This is a genomic window from Massilia sp. PAMC28688 (genome assembly GCF_019443445.1).
Taxonomy (GTDB): domain Bacteria; phylum Pseudomonadota; class Gammaproteobacteria; order Burkholderiales; family Burkholderiaceae_D; genus Telluria_A.
The window spans coordinates 5,014,394-5,031,270 of the sequence record NZ_CP080378.1; the positions used below are offsets into that span (position 1 = coordinate 5,014,394).

Sequence of the window (16,877 nt, forward strand, 5' to 3'; positions counted from 1 at the left end):
GTGGCGCTTTTTTTTCGGGTATGCTTTTGCCATGATCGACCCCACCGACCTCTGTTTACTCGCTTTCAAGGCCGAACGCGCGGCCAGCCGCAAGCTCGCCCGGCAAACCGGCATGAGCATGGAAGACGCGTTGCGGGTTACGCTCGACAAGGTCGCAGCACCGTGCGGCATCGATTCACTGTTGGCGACGCGCCGCGCAACGCAAGCACGCGAGCAGCAGCGCCTGAAGGAACGGCAGGACCGCCTGGCCCTTGCGCGCCTGTCACGCTCCTCGCGCCACCACGACACGACCAGCACTTGGCAAGGCTGGTTTGACGGCTCCGCCCACCCCAACCCCGGCCGCTGCGCGATAGGGGCGCTGCTTGTGGGACCGGCCGGCGAACGGATGGAAATCTCGCAAGCGGCAGGCCATGGCAATAGCAGCGAAGCGGAGTACCGGGCCCTGGTGGTCGTGCTGGAGGCTGCTGTGGCGGCCGGTGCGCATAACCTGGCCTTGTATGGCGACAGCCGGGTTGTCATCGACGATGTGAACGGCACTGACGCCAGCGCGGCGCCGTCGCTGCGCGCGCTGCGCCTTGCGGCACGCGACCTGATTGGCCGGATCGACGGCGCCACAGTGCGCTGGCTGCCGCGCCACAAGAACACCGAAGCCGACGCCTTGTCGCAACGAGGCATGGCCGAATGGGTGGGCGCCGCATGCACCGGTGCGTGATGCGTTAAGATAGCCGTCCGTCTACCCTGCCCCATCGGGCCGTACACCATGAGCAGCGTTCCCGCCGCAGCGCCGGCGCAAGCCGGCAATCTCAACTTCGTCCTGGTTTGCATTTTCCTGGACATGCTGGGCGTCGGCCTGATCGTGCCTGTCATGCCCGTGCTGGTGGGCGCATATGTATCCTCGCGCGATGAACAGGCATTATGGTTCGGGATCATCGCGGCCGTGTTTGGGCTGCTGCAGTTCATCTTCATGCCAATGCTCGGTGCCATCAGCGACCGCGTGGGACGGCGTCCCGTGCTGCTCTACTCCATGGCAGGCATGTTCCTCAACTTCGCCATGACGGCATGGGCTCCCAGCCTTGTCTTTATTATTCTCGCGCGCGCCATCGGCGGCATATCCTCGGCCAGCATGTCCGTGGCCTCCGCCTACGCGGCCGACATCTCCACCCAGGAAAACCGCTCAAAGACCTTTGGCAAGGTCGGCGCTGCATTTGGCCTGGGCTTTATCTGCGGCCCCATGCTCGGTGGCCTGCTGGGTGAACAAGACCTCAAGCTGCCGTTCATCGTCGCCGCCGTCCTGTCTGCCATTAATCTCGTTTATGGCTGGCTGTACGTGCCGGAATCACTGCCGGCCGCGCGCCGCCAGCCCTTTGCATTTGTGCGCATCAATCCTTTCGCAGCGCTGATCCGCCTGGCCCAGCGTGCCGAGATCAGGCCCCTGGTCATCGTGTTCACGCTGGCCACGCTGGCCCAGGTAATGCTGCAGACGACCTGGGTGCTGTATACAACCTTCCGCTTCAACTGGAGCACGCTCGATAACGGTATCGCCCTGTTTTGCGTCGGACTGGCCGCATCGGTGGTGCAGGCCGGGCTGCTCGCGCCTTTGATCAGGCATTTCGGCGAGCCGCGCCTGGCCATCCTGGGACTGGCATCCGGCGCCATTACCTATACCCTCTACGGCCTGGCCACCCAGGGGTGGATGATGTACGTCTTCATCCTGTGCAACCTGTTGGCCTTTACTGTCGGTCCGGCACTGCAAGGGATGATTTCAAAATCCACCGCGCCCGAGGAACAAGGCGAGGTAATGGGTTCGCTGCAGTCCATCACCAGCATCGGGCTGGTGGTCATGACACTGCTCGGCACCAGCATCCTTGCGCGGGTGAGCCACTACCCGGCCACCGACTGGCGCATCGGCACCACCTTCTTCCTGTGCGCGGCGATGCAGGCCGTGGCGATCGTGGTCGCGGCCCGCTACTTCCGGACGCACCACGTCAAGATATAATCGACTTCAGAATTTGAGTTCCCAAGTCGCGCGCAGCACTGCCGGCTGGGGCGAGGCCGTGCGACGCTTTTGCAAGCCTGAACCATCGCTGAAAATACTCTCGTTGATGAAGTCCTGCCCCAGCACATTGACGAGCGCTACGCGCACCTGGTTTTTCGCGTCGACCTTCCACAGGCCGTACATTTCCAGGTCGCGCCGCACTGACGTGAATACCGCCTGATTCTCAGCCACCTGCACAAAGCCGCCGGTGCGCAGCGAGTAGCTGGCACCTGTAGTGAGGCGGCCGGCCTTGTAATCGGCACCGATGGTTCCGGAGAACGGCGTCTGCTGGTCAAGGCGGCTGTATGGTCCAGGCACGTCGTCAACGGATGACCAGTTGCGGCTCAAGTTTGCGCGCAGGTCGATGGCAGGCGCTGTCGGCACCAGCAGCTTGACCGGGAATTTGGCTTCAAATTCCACGCCATAGGCTCTGGCGCTGCCGCTGTTGGACGGCATCGATACATAAATGCCGTCGTCGCCCAGGCGGGTCACGTTGCGCGTCGAATCGGTCAGGCGCCGCGCATATGCGCTGATCGACACCAGGGCACCCTTGTCCATGAAATGCTCGTAAGCGATATCCAGTCCGGTAGCCAGTTCCGGACGCAGGTTCGGGTTACCGATGAAGTCCGGTTCAGTCGAACTGTTATTGGCCGACGCAAAGCGGCGCGGGATCAAGCTTTGCGTATTGGGCGCCTTGTAGCTTCGGTTCACGCCAAGGCGCACCTGGTCACCCTTGGTATTGGGGAGCTTGTACAGCACATTGAGCGTCGGGCTGAACACTTCGCTGCTGGTTTTGCTGTCCTCGAAGTCGTTGCCGGAGACTTTGGTCGACACGCTCTCCCAGCGCACGCCCAGGTACACCGACAGGCGCGGCGTGACGTTCCACTCGTCCTGCACGAACGCATTCAGGCGCGTCACGTCGCCGGTGTACTCCTCGTCGCGGTTATCGGGGCGCAGTCCGGGTAGCTGGCCGGACCCGGGCGGCGGCACGTACCAGACACTGTCACGCTGCAGGCGGGCGTCGTCGCGCGTATTGAACCCCACGTCCCAGCCCATGGACAGGGCATGGCCTTCGAAGATCGGAGTCGAATATTTGCCAGTCGTGTTGTAGCCACGATCTGTGCCGCGCGACTTCACGTAGCTGTCAAGGCGCACGTCGCCGTCGCGCGCGGTGTAACCGTCGCGGTAGGAGTCGTTGCGCAGTGCGCCAATCAGTCCACCGACCTTGACGTCAAGCTTGGCGCCACCCTTGATTTTCTTGACCCAGTTCAGATCCGTGCGGAAGAACAGGTTCTCATTCGTCATATCCCACTCAAGGTAGGGATAACGGCCCGGCCCGCCCACCACCGGCGTGACCGTGGTTTGCGAGTCGCGCGCAAAGCGGCCGAAATTGATAAAGGACTGCGACGTCAGCGTGTCGCCATTATCGAACGACCAGTTCAGGCGCGGGCCGATATTGACGCCATCGAAGCGTCCGTTTTCTCGGAACGCCGTGTTACGAAGCAGGATCACATTGCCTGCGTTGTCGGTGCTTTCTTCGGTCGAAGGCGTGTCGCGGGTGAAGAAGTTATGCACGCCGTTGACCGACAGCGAATACGACAGCTTGCCCTTACGGTCCGACATCTGCAGGTTATAGGTCGGCGTAAAGGAGCCATCACCGCCGCCAAGACTCACTTTCAATTCGCGCTGGGCCGCCTTGATCGCCTTCTTCAGAACGATGTTGATGGTGCCGGCGATGGCTTGCGACGAAAACTCGGCATTGCCGCCCCTGATCAGCTCAATGCGTTCGATCGAGTCAGGTGCCAGCGACTCCATCGAAAAGCCAGCTGGCGCGCGTTCGCCATTGAGCAGAACCTGCGTGTATCCATTCCCAAGGCCACGCATGCGTACTTCGCCGCCGCGCCCGGAGGCACCGGTGACGGTCACGCCTGGCAGGCGCTTGAGCACATCGAGGACATTGGTATCGCCATACTTCACGATCTCGTCGCGATTGACGACAATGCGCGACGCAGTGTCATCGCGCCGGGCGTCATACGAATCGGCCGCACCCTTGACCTCCACCTGCTGGATTGGCGTTTGCTGGGCATGGGCCGCGAGCGCCGACGACAGGGCCGCGGCAAAAAGAGAAAGATGAAAGTGAGAGCGCGAAAGCATGTTATTCCTGGTGCATGATAGGTCGAGGTCGCATTGTCCAGTAAAACACCCGCCAGGTAACGTCTGCCAACATTTATTTTTGATATGCATGTTTTTGCTGGAACTTTACGTTCATTTCGCGGCAATACTCCATCAGCTGGAAATTTCCTCACTTCAGGGTCAGACCACTTATCCTGCAAAATGCAACTATTTCCCTATCGTGTCTCGACTACCAAACTTTATTAGAAAGTAGACATACCCCACTTCTCACTATCACGGGACGCGGTCGCAACAAGTGCTCACGAGCATTGCTTTTACCCGTTATAAGTGGTCTGACCACGATGGTAAAGAGTGCACCGCGGATACCAACGTGGCATCGGAAAGCGCAAATTTGTCAGGCGGCCATTGCCAAGAACCAGGGTCAGACCACTTTCGGGACGATTTGAAATTATTTCCCTCTCCTTGTGCGAAAGCCGACTTTTGCTCGGTGCAGAGTCGACGACACTGCGCAAACCATCGGCGCAACACTCGACAGATGCTTTAATCCATTTCTTTTGGCGCGAGTTAGTGGTCTGACCCTGGCTTAAGGAAACGGTATTGGCGATGGGAATGGCAGGGTGCTGCGGGACGGGAAACTGTGGTGGCGGGAGGTAACTGGCCGCTATAATGGGAAATCGTGTCTCTTACAGGCTCCTATCGTGTCGCGCATTAAAGTCTTTCCGCAGTATCTGCTCCCGAAGCAGGGCCTTACCCGCCTGGCCGGCCGCGTAGCCGGCGCCAAGGGCGGCTCGTATACCACCACCCTGATCCGCTGGTTCGTGCAGCAGTATGGTGTCAACATGGAAGAGGCGGCGAATCCCGACATCGCCAGCTATGCCAGTTTTAATGACTTTTTCACGCGTCCCCTGCGCGCCGGTGCCCGCCCCATCGCGCAGGCAGACTTTGTCTCGCCCGTCGATGGCGCAATCAGCCAGCTTGGCGAGATCAAGGATCATCAGATCTTCCAGGCCAAAGGTCATGAATTCACCACCACGGCACTGGTAGGCGGCGATTCCCAGCTGGCGTCGCAGTTCCAGCACGGCAGCTTCGCCAATCTGTACCTCAGCCCCAAGGATTACCATCGACTCCATATGCCGTGCGATGGCCGCCTGACGCGCATGATTTACGTGCCCGGTGCCCTGTTCTCGGTCAATCCGACCACCGCACGCGGTATCCCCGGCCTCTTTGCGCGCAATGAACGGGTGGTGTGCGTGTTCGAGTCGCCCGAACATGGCACTTTCGTCTCGGTGCTGGTGGGCGCTACCATCGTTGGCAGCATGGCCACCGTGTGGCATGGCCTGGTCAACCCGCCCCGCCCCGGCGAGATGCGCGAATGGCGTTACGACGATCAGAACATCGTCATCAAGAAAGGCGAGGAAATGGGCCGTTTCCTGCTCGGCTCAACCATCGTGATGCTGTTCAAGAAGGATACCATCCGCTTTAATCCGCAGTGGCAGGCTGAGCGCCCGGTGCGCCTGGGCGAGGTGATGGGAGAGCGCCCGCGATGATCGATGACGGCGCAGTGCCCGATCCAGTGCTGTCCGCGCCGGCGCCTGCGGTGCCCCATCCTTCGCTCGCGCGCGTTGCGGCCCAGGGCGTGCGCGCGGCGTTTTTGCTGCCGCTGCGCTGGAACGGCGTCGCGGCCAGCCCTGTCATTCTGGCCGTCCTGCTCATTGCCCAGCTGGCGGCCAGCATCGGCATGTCGCGCGTGTATTTCGACACGGATGCGACCTTCAACTGGCGCGCCGTGTCGTCGGGCTGGGGCAGCACGCTGCTGGTCCTGTGGGCGTGCTACACGCTGCGCGAACAGCCGGACGCAGATGCGGCGCCAGCGCGCGCCCGCGGCGCTGCCGACATGTTCGCGGTGTACCTGGCCCAGTCGGTTTTCCTGTCACTTGCCACCGGCGCCTTTTTCGCGGCGCTGATGCACGCGGACGTGGATGCGGAAAAGGTGCCCCAGTGGCTTCGCTGGGGTGTCTATCTGCTGCCGTTTGCATGGTCGACCGTGGCCACACTGGTTCTGCTGATACGCTCGGGAAGCCGTGATATCGGCAGCCGCGTGCAGGCGGTTTACGCGGTGCTGCTCGGCGTGGCGCTGTCGTACTTCGCGCCCTCCGCCTCCTTCTGGAGTGAAGCAGAAGCGGCCCAGGGCGACGCGCCGGAACCGGCACCGCTGCAGTTTGACCAGGAACTGGTGGAGCGGCAGGCCCCATTGCTGGCACAGCGCCTGTCAGCGCTGGCACCGCAGCGCCCTGGCGTCATCGATATGTACACCATCACGTTTGCGCCTTATGAGGGCGAGGAAGTGTTCCGGCGCGAGAGCCGGATGGTCAGCGAGGTGATGGCACAGCGCTTTGATGCGGCCGGACGCCAGCTGCAGCTTCTCAATCACGAGGACGAGCTCTCCAGCGCACCTTGGGCCACCCCGCTCAATCTGCGCCGTGCCATCGCCGGCCTGGCCCGGATCATGGACCGCAGCGAGGATGTCCTCTTCATTCACCTGACCTCGCACGGCGCGGCAAACGGCCAGCTGGCGGCCAGTTTCTGGCCCCTTGACGTGGCGCCCCTGGTGCCGAAAGAGCTCAAACTGTGGCTTGACCAGGCCGGCATCCGCCACCGCGTGCTGTCGGTCTCGGCCTGCTACAGCGGCAGCTGGGTCGCGCCCCTGGCCGGGGACGACACACTCGTCATGACGGCCGCCGATGCCGACAATACCTCGTACGGCTGCGGCAAAAAGTCTGAGCTCACCTTCTTCGGGCGCGCGGTTTTTGATGAGCAGATCCGCACCGAGACGCTGTCGTTTGAACAAGCCCACGCGGCTGCGCGCAAGGTCATCGCCACGCGCGAAAAGGAGGCGGGCAAGGACGACGGCTATTCCAACCCCCAGATCAGGGTTGGCAGGAACATCGGCCCCTATCTGGCGCGCCTGCGCGAGCAGCTCGGCAGTAACTGAAAAAACACGCTTTTGTGGCGCCCGGCGACATGGATGACATGCGGCGGGCGTTTTCGTTTGACGCGCGGCCGTGCGCCATTGATACTTATAATATTGCCTCACTCCAATATCACCATTGTCTGTCCATCATCACAAAGGCCGGCCCATCTTGCATGTCATTTCGTTCTGCCGCTCCCTGCTGCTTTGCGCCGCCCTGCTGTGCGGCGCTTCCGCCGTGCATGCGGTCGACCCGCCCGGCGCCTACACCTTCCGCAGCTATGGGCCCGACCAGGGCCTGATCAATCAGGCCGTCACCGGGCTGGCCCAGGATAACGACGGCTTCATTTTCGCCTCCACCGAAGACGGCTTGTTCCGCTACGACGGCAGCCGCTTCGAGCGATTCGGCACCGACCGCGGCCTGCTGGGCGACAGCATTGTGGGCCTTTATTCGGAACCGGGCGGACGCCTGTGGGTCCTGGCCGCCAAGGGTGCCATGGCATGGGCCGGCACCGCGCCCGATCCCACGGTCAAGGCGATCATCCTGCCTTCGCTGCGGATCGGCTCCATGTCGGCCACGGCCCGCGGCCACCTGGTGGTGGCGACGGCGCATGGTGTCTACGAGGGCCAGCCGGACAAGCTGGCGCCGGTGGCGGGCCTGCCGAAGCTGGACATGGCGGCGGTCTGGATCTCGCTCGATGGCAAGGAGACACTGGTCATGGGCCATGGTGTGCTCTACAAGCGCAGCGGCAGCGGCCCATGGACAGAGCGCACACTGCGCCCGGGACTGAAGAATGAGCTGGTCCACACGGTCATGAAGGACAAGCAGGGCCGCATCTGGATTCGCGGCCTGCGCTTTTTGCGCCGCCTGGCGTCGTTCGAGGGAGCGGAGGAAGATCTGAGTGCCCAGCTGCCCGGCTCCTCCGTCCTCAAGGGTCAGCTGGTGCTGGACCCGCAGGGAAAGGTATGGACCCCGACCAACATGGGACTGGCGCGTTTTGACGAAGCAGGCGTGTGGACGCTGGCCGACGACGACGGCCTGCCCACCCAGTCGGCCAATGCCATGCTGTTCGACCGCGAAGGGAACTTGTGGATTTCGTCGGAAGGCGTGCATCGCCTGCAGGGACGCCTGGCCTGGAGCGCACACACGCGCGCGCAAAAGCTGCCCTCCGATACCGTATGGAGTGTGGCACGCAGTGCCGATGGCACCATGTGGGTGGGCACCAACCGGGGCCTGGCGCGCGGCACCGGCGCGGGCTGGACGGTGGTACCAGGCACCGAACAGCGCACCATCTATACCTTCGCGCAAGACAGGGATGGCGTCATGTGGGCAGGCGGGAACAACCCGCGCGCTGCCCGCAACGCGGTGCTGATGCGCAGCGGCGACGCCTTCCGTTCCATCCCGCTCGACCACCTCGATGGCCCCAGCACCATCAATACCATGGACTTCGGTCCCGATGGCGCGCTCTACCTGGGGATGCAGGCGCACGGCCTGCACAAGCTGGTGCGCGACGGCGCCGCTTTCAAGGGCGAGAAGATCACGCTCCCCAACGGCGAGGAAAAAGAGCAGATCAACCAGGTCCTGCACGACGCGCGCGGGCGCTTGTGGGTGGCCGGCATGGGCGGCCTGGCTTTTTATAATGGTAAAACCTGGCGCCGCTTCGGCATGGCCGACGGTCTGCGCGATACCCACGTGGAGGCGCTGGCTGTGGACCAGTCGGGCGACCTGCTGGTGAGCTACTGGAATGTCCATGGGCTGACGCGCTTCACCACCAATGAACATGGTGTGCTCAAGGCGACCCAGGTCGACCAGCCGGCAGAACTGGTGGCCGACAATATCTACTCGCTCGGCTACGCAGCCGATGGTGCCTTGTGGCTGGGCACCGCACAGGGCGTCAAGCGCCTGAAGGACGGCCGCATGCAGCAGTTCGGGCGCGGCGAAGGCCTGCCCAGCGAGGACGCGGCAGCGAACGCCTTCTGGCCCGACCCCAATGGCGACGTCTGGTTCGGCATGGCCAGTGGCCTGGCGCACTATCACGCAGCCGCCGCTGTCGGTGCACCTCCCCTGCCAACGACCGAGGTGCTGCGGGTGGAAGATGGCGCCGGCAAGACCCTTACCGATCCGGTGCCACAGGTGGGCTGGGCCAACCGCGCACTGACCTTCCGCTTTGCGGCGCTGAGCTTTACCAATGAATCGCGGGTGCATCCGCAGGTGCGCCTGGTCGGTTTTGAGGATGCGTGGCGCGACACCGACATCCGCGAGGCGCGCTATACGGGCCTGCCGCCCGGCCCCTACCGGTTCGAGGTGCGCGCTTCCATCGGCGGCCAGGATTACGGGCCGGTGAGCATGCGCGAGGTGGTGATCATGACGCCGTGGTGGCGTACGTGGTGGGCAATGGCGGGAGCGGCCGTGGTGGCGGTGGCAATGCTGCTGCTGATCCTGCGCTGGCGCACCGGCTACCTGCGGCGCCGCAACGTGGAACTGGAAAACCTGGTGCGGGCCCGCACCGATGCGCTGGAACAGGCCAACGAGGCGCTGCACGTGGCCAGCATGGTCGATCCGCTCACGGGCCTGAAGAACCGCCGTTTCCTGGGCCTGACCATGCCCGATGAACTGGCGCGGGTGAACCGCCAGTATCGCGAGCACGATCACAGCCGCGCAGCCGTGAACAAGACGCTGCTCATTTTCATGGTGGACCTTGACCACTTCAAGGCGGTCAACGATACCTACGGCCACGCGGCCGGTGACCTGGTGCTGCAGCAGGCCAGCAGCGCATTGCGGCGCGCCTGCCGCGATGCCGACTTCGTGGTGCGCTGGGGCGGCGAGGAATTCCTGATCGTGGCCCGTAATTCGGACCGCGACTATGCCGAGCTACTGGCGCGGAACCTGCGCGAAGCGGTGCGCGAGCTGCGCATCGATATCGGCAACGGAATCGTGCTGCAAAAGACCTGTTCGATCGGTTTTTCCGCCTATCCAGTGCTGGAATCGGACCCCGCCGCCTACGCCTGGGAAGACGCGGTCAAGATGGCCGACCAGTGTCTGTACGTGGCCAAGCATTCCGGGCGCGACGCGTGGGTCGGTGTGGTACTGCCGCCGGACGCCCCCGACCCCGGCCCGCGCATCGGGCGCGAGCTGGGCGCGCTGGTCAGCGAAGGCAAGGTACCGGCCCTGCATTCGCTGGGCAGCGATCGCTCGCTGCGCTGGACCGTGTCTTAAACGGTGCGGGCGCGCCTGCGCGCCTCCTCGCAGCACATCTCTTCCATCATGTCCAGGAAGGCGCGGGTCTTGGCAGGCATCAGGCGCCGCCCCGGGAATACCGCCCATCCCGTCACCTGGGGCAGCGACCATTCGGGCAGCACCTGGACCAGGTCGCCCCTTGCCAGGTGCTCGGCCGCGAACAGGTCGGAACTGGCCGCGATGCCGGTGCCGGCGCACGCGATCCGGGCCAGCAGATCGGGCGAATTGGCCGCCAGCCGCGCCGGCAGTTCACGCTGCCACACTGTCTTGCCGCGCGTGAGGATCCATGGCTGCGAGCCGCCGCTGCGGCTGGCCAGGCACAGGCAGTCGTGTTCGAGCAGGTCGTCGGGGTGGGCCGGCATGCCGCGCCGCGCAATGTACGATGGCGCCGCATACAGGTTGATGCGCTCGAGCGCGACCCGGCGCGCATGCAGGGTTGAATCCTGCGGCAGGTCGCCCATGCGGATGGCGATGTCAAAATTTTCGCTTACCAGGTCGACCCGCCGCGGCGACAAGTCCAGCTCCAGAACAATGGCCGGGTAGCGGTCGATGAAAGCGGCGATCATGGTGGTGAGGCCAAGGTTGGCAAAGTCGCCGGGCATGGAAATGCGCAGCCGCCCGCTGGGCGCCACCTGCCGGTGCTGCACCAGCGCGCCGGCCGCCTCCACCTCTTCTGCCACCTTGCGCGCGTGTTCGAGCAGGCTGGCCCCGAACTCGGTAAGCATCAATTTGCGCGTGGTGCGCTGGAGCAGGCGCTCGCCCAGTTTCGCTTCCAGCTGCGCGATGCGGCGCGAGACGGTGGACTTGGGCAGGTCAACGCGCAGCGCGGCGGCGCTGAAGCTGCCGCTTTCCACAATGCGCGCAAAGAGCAGCAAATCGTTCGGTTCGACATCCATGATTATCCCACCAGCAGAACAATGTTATCCATTTTAGCGACTTCCGCATCGTTTTTGGAACGCGTAAAGTGTACCTCATCGCAGCCCAACCCGACAACGAGGACCACATCATGAATATCCTGCAGATTAATTCCAGCGCCCGCAGCAACGGTTCCGAATCAACCCGCCTGGCCGATGCCATCGTCGCCAGACTGCAGGCAGCCCACGGCGGCGGACAGCTGGTGCGGCGCGATCTGGCGCGTGACCCGCATCCACCCATTGACGAAGCGACCCTTGGCGCCCTGTTCACCCCGGCGGCCCAGCGCAGCGCCGAGCAGGCTGCGCGCGTGGCTCTGGACGATGCGCTGATCGCGCAGGTGCAGGCGGCCGACGTGATCGTCATCGGCGCGCCGATGTACAACTTTGGGATCACCGTGCAGCTCAAGAGCTGGTTCGATGCCATCGCGCGCGCCGGTGTGACGTTCCAGTACACCGCCACCGGACCGGTCGGCCTGGTCACCGGCAAGAAGGTGTATGTGGCGGTCGCCCGTGGCGGCTTTCATCAGGGCGGCAACGACACCCAGGTCCAGCATATGAAAACCTTCCTCGGCTTTATTGGCCTCACCGACGTCACGTTTGTGTATGCCGAGGGGCTGGGCATGGGTCCGGAAGCGGTGGCCAGGGCGCAGGCGCAGGCGGATGCCGACGTCAATGCGGTGGTAGCATAAGACAAGAGGAGCAAGCCATGATCAAGCAAGTAGAGTCAGACCAGGTGGCACGTGGCCGCGGCGTCGAACGCCTGGTCAACGGACAGTTCGTCACGGACGGCGCCGGCGTCAAGATCAAGCGGGTGCTGACCGGCCAGCTGCAGCGCCGCCTTGATCCTTTTCTCATGCTCGATGCCTTTGGCAGCGACAAGCCGGGCGACTACATCGCCGGCTTTCCCGAGCATCCGCACCGCGGCTTTGAAACCATCTCCTACATGCTGGCCGGGAGCATGCGCCATCGCGACAGCGCCGGCCACGAAGGCTTGATCACCGACGGCGGCGTGCAGTGGATGACAGCCGGGCGCGGCGTGGCCCATTCCGAAATGCCGGAGCAGACCGACGGCGTGATGGAAGGCTTTCAGCTCTGGCTCAACCTGCCGGCCCGGGACAAGATGACCGAGCCCTGGTATGCCGACATTCCGGACGCCGCCATCGCCCGTTTTGCGACGGCTGACGGGGCAACCGTGAAGGTGATTGCCGGGGAGAGCCATGGAGTGGCCGGTGCGGTCCGGCGCGAGACCACCTGCCCGCTGTACCTGGACATTGAGCTTGCGGCCAACGCCAGCTTTGCCCAGCTCCTCCCCGCCGCCCACAACGCCTTCATGTATGTCTATCGGGGGCAGGTCGTGGTGGACGAGCAGAGCGTACCGCAGGGACGCATGGCGATCCTGGCCAATGACGACCAGGCCGATGGCGTGCGCATGGTGGCGGCCCAGCCCAGCCGCCTGATCCTGATCGCCGGGCGGCCCCTGAACGAGCCTATCGCCCAGCATGGGCCGTTTGTGATGAACACGCAGCAGCAGCTGGTCGAGGCGGTGCGCGATTACCAGGCCGGCCGCTTCTGAGGCGGCGGGAAATTGCGCTACACTGCCGGGCATGTTCCCAATTCTTACAGACGCCTGGCGCTGGCTGAACCGGGTCTGCGGTTTCGACACCGTGGACTCCTTCCCCCCTGGCCACCCCTACGCCCGCACCCACTGGAATGGGGCCTATTTCGACATTGCGTCCGACCTTACGCCGGAACAGATCGAGCACTCGATCTGCGAACGCATTTCCAATACACCTTCCATTTTCGTCTACATCGGCAACCCGACGCCGGCCATGCAGCGCGCCCTGCTGTCCCTGATCGAGGCGCGCATGCGGCGCTCAGGTGGCGTTCCGGCCGAGCTGCTGGCCATGCTGATCAACGCCTATCGCAGCCCGTACACGCTCGATGCGGTGCCGGGCCTGCGCGCGGCCATCGTGCAATCCGATGGCGATGCGCAGCAAGTGCTCAACTTCCTGGGCGCCATGCCGGCTGCCTTTAACGTCATCGAGGCTTGAAATTGCCTGGCACGTAGCGCTGGCGCAGCTGCATGAAGGGACGCTCCACGCAGGTGTACAGCAGCCAGCCTGCAAACACACTGGCCGCCATGGCGATGCAGGCCGCCGTGGCCGAATCGGGTGGGTAACCCAGGCCGGAGAGCGGTTCGGCCAGCAGAATGCACAGCTGCTTGTGGCCCAGGTAAATCGCGTAGGACCACAGGGCAACGCTGGCCGCGCCAGGCACTTTGACGCTGCGCAGCAGGCTGCGGCGGCTGAGCGCTGCGAGGATCAGCAGCGAAAAGCCCAGTGCCAGCATCGGAAATCCCACCACCGTCACGGGCAGCGCGCGCCGGTCATCGAGAAACAGCCAGAAGGCGATTGCACATACCGCCACCCCTCCCGCCAGCAGCGCATTGCCATTGGACGTGAGACTGCGCCACTGACGCGGGTGGAAATTGCGCAGCAGCGCCAATGCCACGCCGGCCACCAGTTCATCAAAGCGGCAGAAGGTGGAATAGTAGATGTACTTGAAGTAGTTGAACTGCGGGCGCGTACTGGCCTCGACCAGTTCCGTCCACAAGGCGTAGCGGATCACCATCCCGGCGATGAAGGCCAGCGCAATCAAGGTCCAGCCCCAGCGCAGCGAGCGGCGCATGGCTGCCAGCCCGAGTGCCAAAGCAGGCAGCAACAGATAGAACTGTTCTTCGATGCACAGCGACCAGGCATGCGAAAACGCGGTGCCCGGTTCCAGGTTGATATTCTGGGTAAAGGTCAGGAAGCGCCACAGTGGCAGCAGCGTGGCGTCGCCGCGAAACCAGGGCCACAGGTAGTACAGCGCCAGCACGACGTAAAAATTCGGCAGCGTGCGCAGCAGGCGGCGGGCATAGAAACGGGGCAGCGAAAACTGCTCGCGGCTGCGCAAGGCGCTGAAAATCTGGTTGCCAATCAGGTAGCCCGAGAGGGCAAAGAACAGGTCCACGCCCACCCAGCCGATGTCACCCACCCAGCCGAAGGTCGATTCGTGGCTGACAAACAGCACGTAGTGGTGCAGGACCACGAAAATAATGGCGAGCGCGCGCAGCGTATCGAGGCCGTGATTGCGCGGGCTTGGCAGGAGAGTTTTCATGAAGCGGCGATGATGCCATGGCACTTCAGCCGGCGCCAGTGTTTCCCGATAAAATAGCGGCTGCCACCCATCCCCGAGGATTTTCATGACCCAAGAGCGCCCGCTGCAATTCAAGTCGATCAACTACACCGGCCTGCGGCCTGGTCCACGCCTGATCATCACCGGCGCCGTCCACGGCAACGAGACTTGCGGCACCAAGGGCATTGAACGCGTCATGGCGCAGATCGACTGCGGCGAAATCGTCATCAGGTCGGGCAGCGTGACGTTTGTCCCGGTTACCAATCCCCTCGCCTACCAGCTCAAGCAGCGCTCCGGTGAACGCAACCTCAATCGCAACCTGTTCCCGAGGGATGATCCCCAGGATTTCGAGGACCAGATCGCGAACTGGCTGTGCCCCCTGCTGGCAGCGCACGATGTGCTGCTGGACCTGCACTCGTTTAACGCGCAAAGCCAGCCATTCTGCATGGTCGGACCGCGCAATAATGAAGGCACGCTCCAGCCTTTTCGCCACGCGCAGCAGGAGCGCGCACTGGCGCGGCGGCTGGGCGTGCGGCGCTTCGTGGACGGCTGGCTTGCTACCTACGGCCAGGGCGTGCAGCGCCGCATGAAGGGCAGTGAAGCGGCGCAGCTGGAAATGGTGCTGCGCTATGGCGTGGGCACCACCGAATATATGCGCAGCCAGGGTGGCTATGCGCTCACGCTGGAATGCGGCCAGCATGCCGATCCGGCCGCACCCGATGTGGCGTACCGCGCGATCATGAATACGCTTGCCTTCCTGAAGGTGATTGACGCACCGCAGCCCGAACCGATCGCCCTCGAGGACATGGAGTACCTGAGCATGGTGGCCGTGCATGACAAGCTCGCCGCCGGCGACCAGTTCAGCCGGACATGGTCAAGCTTTGAAGACGTGGCCACGGGCGACATCATCGGCCACCGCGCCGATGGCACGCCCGTCACGGCGGAATTCGATGGCAAAATCCTGTTCCCGGACGTGAACGCGGCCCCCAACAATGAGTGGTACTACATGACGCGCGCGGGCCAGGATTTCGAGCGCCACACCGAGTAGTTACCCAATCCCGTAGCGAAAAGGGTCATCGTCGCGCAGGATCAGCAGCGTGCGGGCGCTGACCCAGGCCCGGCCCCGGATGGTCGGGCGGATCTTGTCGCCTTCGCGCCGGTAGCGCCCTTCGAACACGCTGCCAATGATGCTCTCCTGCTGCCACGGCGTGTCTTCCTGCAGCTTGCCGTCTGCCGCCAGGCACGCCAGCTTGGCACTGGTGCCTGTGCCACACGGCGAGCGGTCGTAGGCCTTGCCGGGACAAAGCACGAAATTGCGCGCATCATGCCCGTTCGGCGAAGGAGCAAACAGTTCGATGTGGTCGATCACTGCCCCGCCGTCACCACTGATGCCATGCGCCTCCAGCGCCGCGCGCACCGCCGACGTGTAGCGCGTGAGTGCTTCCACGTTCTTTACGTCCAGCGTCTGTCCATGCTCGCCGACCAGGAAAAACCAGTTACCGCCCCAGGCAACGTCGCCGGTGACGGGACCGATGCCGTCCACCTGCACCGTCACTTCGCGCGCGCTGCGGTAGGCCGGCACGTTATCGACGGCCACGCTGCCATCATGATACAGCTGGACCTCGACCACACCCACAGGTGTATCAATTCGATGCCTGCCCGGCGCCATGCGGCCCATCGCGGCCAGCGAGACCACCACGCCCATCATGCCGTGACCGCACATGCCGAGGTAGCCGACATTATTGAAGAAGATGACGCCGGCGGCGCAATCGGGGGCATGCGGCTCGCACAGCAAGGCGCCCACCAGCACGTCGGAGCCGCGCGGCTCGCACACGACGGCCGAGCGGATATGGTCAAAACGGCTGCGAAAACGGGCCAGGCGCTCGTCCAGTGGCCCTCTCCCCAGGTCAGGGCCGCCGTCCACGATCAGCCTTGTGGGCTCGCCGCCGGTATGGGAATCGATGATTGAGATGTTCATGACGTCAGCTTACCCGCTTGCGCCACGCCTGTCTTGGAGTGCGATCGGGCCGGCCCGTACAAATCGGCACAGGGTCAGCCAGGCGTGAGCAGCTTGAGACCGAAGATACCGGCCACGATCAGCGCGATGCACAGCAGCCGCAGTGCGCCGGCAGGCTCGCCAAGCAGCAGCATGCCAGCGATGGCCGTGCCGACGGTGCCGATGCCGGTCCATACCGCGTAGGCGGTGCCCAGGGGGAGTTGGCGCAGCGCGATTCCCAGCAAACCAACGCTGGCGGCCATCGAGACGATCGTGAATACGGAAGGCCACAGCCTGGTGAAACCGTGCGTGTATTTCAGGCCAACGGCCCATGCAACTTCCAGCAGCCCTGCGGCGAACAGATACATCCAGGCCATGTCGGCTCCTTTATTTGGTCAAAAAGTATAGCACCTGTA

General features: G+C 63.7%; 14 protein-coding genes. 9 read left to right on the forward strand and 5 right to left on the reverse strand.

The genetic code is table 11. The features are described 5' to 3' along the window. Positions 1 to 31 precede the first annotated feature (31 nt). Positions 32 to 712: a ribonuclease HI family protein gene (locus KY495_RS22325; protein ID WP_219881466.1), complete on the forward strand. Its 681-nt coding sequence runs from the start codon at positions 32 to 34 to the stop codon at positions 710 to 712. 48 nt (positions 713 to 760) lie between these two features. Next, positions 761 to 1,996 (forward strand): MFS transporter, encoded by a 1,236-nt coding sequence (locus tag KY495_RS22330; protein WP_219881467.1) that lies wholly within the window; start codon positions 761 to 763, stop codon positions 1,994 to 1,996. Positions 1,997 to 2,002: 6 nt separating this feature from the next. Here the strand turns inward: KY495_RS22330 and KY495_RS22335 are convergent, their stop codons facing one another. Beyond that, positions 2,003 to 4,189, reverse strand: coding sequence for a TonB-dependent siderophore receptor (locus KY495_RS22335; RefSeq protein WP_219881468.1), 2,187 nt, complete (start codon positions 4,187 to 4,189; stop codon positions 2,003 to 2,005). A gap of 677 nt (positions 4,190 to 4,866) precedes the next feature. On the opposite strand from KY495_RS22335, the gene asd reads away from it, so the two are divergent. From asd to KY495_RS22350, 3 genes are all read left to right on the forward strand, one after another. Then, positions 4,867 to 5,715: an archaetidylserine decarboxylase gene (gene asd / locus KY495_RS22340; RefSeq protein WP_374040970.1), complete on the forward strand. Its 849-nt coding sequence runs from the start codon at positions 4,867 to 4,869 to the stop codon at positions 5,713 to 5,715. Then, a complete protein-coding gene (locus KY495_RS22345) occupies positions 5,712 to 7,160 on the forward strand; it encodes a C13 family peptidase (protein WP_219881469.1) in 1,449 nt (482 codons plus the stop codon). The genes asd and KY495_RS22345 overlap by 4 nt, the downstream gene beginning before the upstream one ends. 148 nt (positions 7,161 to 7,308) lie before the next feature. Continuing rightward, positions 7,309 to 10,353: a ligand-binding sensor domain-containing diguanylate cyclase gene (locus tag KY495_RS22350; protein ID WP_219881470.1), complete on the forward strand. Its 3,045-nt coding sequence runs from the start codon at positions 7,309 to 7,311 to the stop codon at positions 10,351 to 10,353. On the opposite strand, the gene KY495_RS22355 is transcribed toward KY495_RS22350, so the two are convergent. Next, the gene (locus KY495_RS22355; RefSeq protein ID WP_219881471.1) at positions 10,350 to 11,270 is read right to left on the reverse strand and encodes a LysR family transcriptional regulator; all 921 of its coding nucleotides are present in this window, start codon (positions 11,268 to 11,270) and stop codon (positions 10,350 to 10,352) included. The two genes, KY495_RS22350 and KY495_RS22355, sit on opposite strands and share 4 nt — an antisense overlap. 110 nt (positions 11,271 to 11,380) lie before the next feature. Between KY495_RS22355 and KY495_RS22360 the strand changes: the two genes are divergently transcribed. From KY495_RS22360 to KY495_RS22370, 3 genes are read left to right on the forward strand one after another with little or no spacing between them, the layout of a single operon-like run. Continuing rightward, positions 11,381 to 11,977, forward strand: coding sequence for an FMN-dependent NADH-azoreductase (locus KY495_RS22360; RefSeq protein WP_219881472.1), 597 nt, complete (start codon positions 11,381 to 11,383; stop codon positions 11,975 to 11,977). 20 nt (positions 11,978 to 11,997) lie between these two features. Next, positions 11,998 to 12,861 carry a pirin family protein gene (locus KY495_RS22365; protein WP_374041017.1) on the forward strand — a complete coding sequence of 288 codons (864 nt, stop codon included), beginning with the start codon at positions 11,998 to 12,000 and terminating at the stop codon, positions 12,859 to 12,861. 31 nt (positions 12,862 to 12,892) lie between these two features. Continuing rightward, positions 12,893 to 13,339 (forward strand): hypothetical protein, encoded by a 447-nt coding sequence (locus KY495_RS22370; protein ID WP_219881474.1) that lies wholly within the window; start codon positions 12,893 to 12,895, stop codon positions 13,337 to 13,339. On the opposite strand, the gene KY495_RS22375 is transcribed toward KY495_RS22370, so the two are convergent. Beyond that, the gene (locus KY495_RS22375; protein ID WP_219881475.1) at positions 13,326 to 14,447 is read right to left on the reverse strand and encodes an acyltransferase; all 1,122 of its coding nucleotides are present in this window, start codon (positions 14,445 to 14,447) and stop codon (positions 13,326 to 13,328) included. The genes KY495_RS22370 and KY495_RS22375 overlap by 14 nt on opposite strands. Before the next feature lie 85 nt (positions 14,448 to 14,532). On the opposite strand from KY495_RS22375, the gene KY495_RS22380 reads away from it, so the two are divergent. Beyond that, the gene (locus KY495_RS22380) at positions 14,533 to 15,513 is read left to right on the forward strand and encodes a succinylglutamate desuccinylase/aspartoacylase family protein (protein WP_219881476.1); all 981 of its coding nucleotides are present in this window, start codon (positions 14,533 to 14,535) and stop codon (positions 15,511 to 15,513) included. On the opposite strand, the gene KY495_RS22385 is transcribed toward KY495_RS22380, so the two are convergent. Both KY495_RS22385 and sugE read right to left on the reverse strand, forming a co-directional pair. Further along, positions 15,514 to 16,443 (reverse strand): 4-hydroxyproline epimerase, encoded by a 930-nt coding sequence (locus tag KY495_RS22385; protein WP_219881477.1) that lies wholly within the window; start codon positions 16,441 to 16,443, stop codon positions 15,514 to 15,516. A 74-nt stretch (positions 16,444 to 16,517) separates the two neighbouring features. After that, positions 16,518 to 16,838 carry a quaternary ammonium compound efflux SMR transporter SugE gene (gene sugE, locus KY495_RS22390; protein WP_219881478.1) on the reverse strand — a complete coding sequence of 107 codons (321 nt, stop codon included), beginning with the start codon at positions 16,836 to 16,838 and terminating at the stop codon, positions 16,518 to 16,520. Between the last annotated feature and the right edge of the window lie 39 nt (positions 16,839 to 16,877).

Bases quoted from the DNA above. Each gene is read 5' to 3' on its own strand.
- KY495_RS22385 (WP_219881477.1), bottom strand. From the start codon at position 16,443: ATGAACATCTCAATCATCGATTCCCATACCGGCGGCGAGCCCACAAGG.
- KY495_RS22375 (WP_219881475.1), bottom strand. From the start codon at position 14,447: ATGAAAACTCTCCTGCCAAGCCCGCGCAATCACGGCCTCGATACGCTG.
- KY495_RS22335 (WP_219881468.1), bottom strand. From the start codon at position 4,189: ATGCTTTCGCGCTCTCACTTTCATCTTTCTCTTTTTGCCGCGGCCCTG.
- KY495_RS22370 (WP_219881474.1), top strand. From the start codon at position 12,893: ATGTTCCCAATTCTTACAGACGCCTGGCGCTGGCTGAACCGGGTCTGC.
- KY495_RS22325 (WP_219881466.1), top strand. From the start codon at position 32: ATGATCGACCCCACCGACCTCTGTTTACTCGCTTTCAAGGCCGAACGC.
- KY495_RS22330 (WP_219881467.1), top strand. From the start codon at position 761: ATGAGCAGCGTTCCCGCCGCAGCGCCGGCGCAAGCCGGCAATCTCAAC.
- KY495_RS22360 (WP_219881472.1), top strand. From the start codon at position 11,381: ATGAATATCCTGCAGATTAATTCCAGCGCCCGCAGCAACGGTTCCGAA.
- sugE (WP_219881478.1), bottom strand. From the start codon at position 16,838: ATGGCCTGGATGTATCTGTTCGCCGCAGGGCTGCTGGAAGTTGCATGG.
- KY495_RS22380 (WP_219881476.1), top strand. From the start codon at position 14,533: ATGACCCAAGAGCGCCCGCTGCAATTCAAGTCGATCAACTACACCGGC.
- KY495_RS22355 (WP_219881471.1), bottom strand. From the start codon at position 11,270: ATGGATGTCGAACCGAACGATTTGCTGCTCTTTGCGCGCATTGTGGAA.
- KY495_RS22345 (WP_219881469.1), top strand. From the start codon at position 5,712: ATGATCGATGACGGCGCAGTGCCCGATCCAGTGCTGTCCGCGCCGGCG.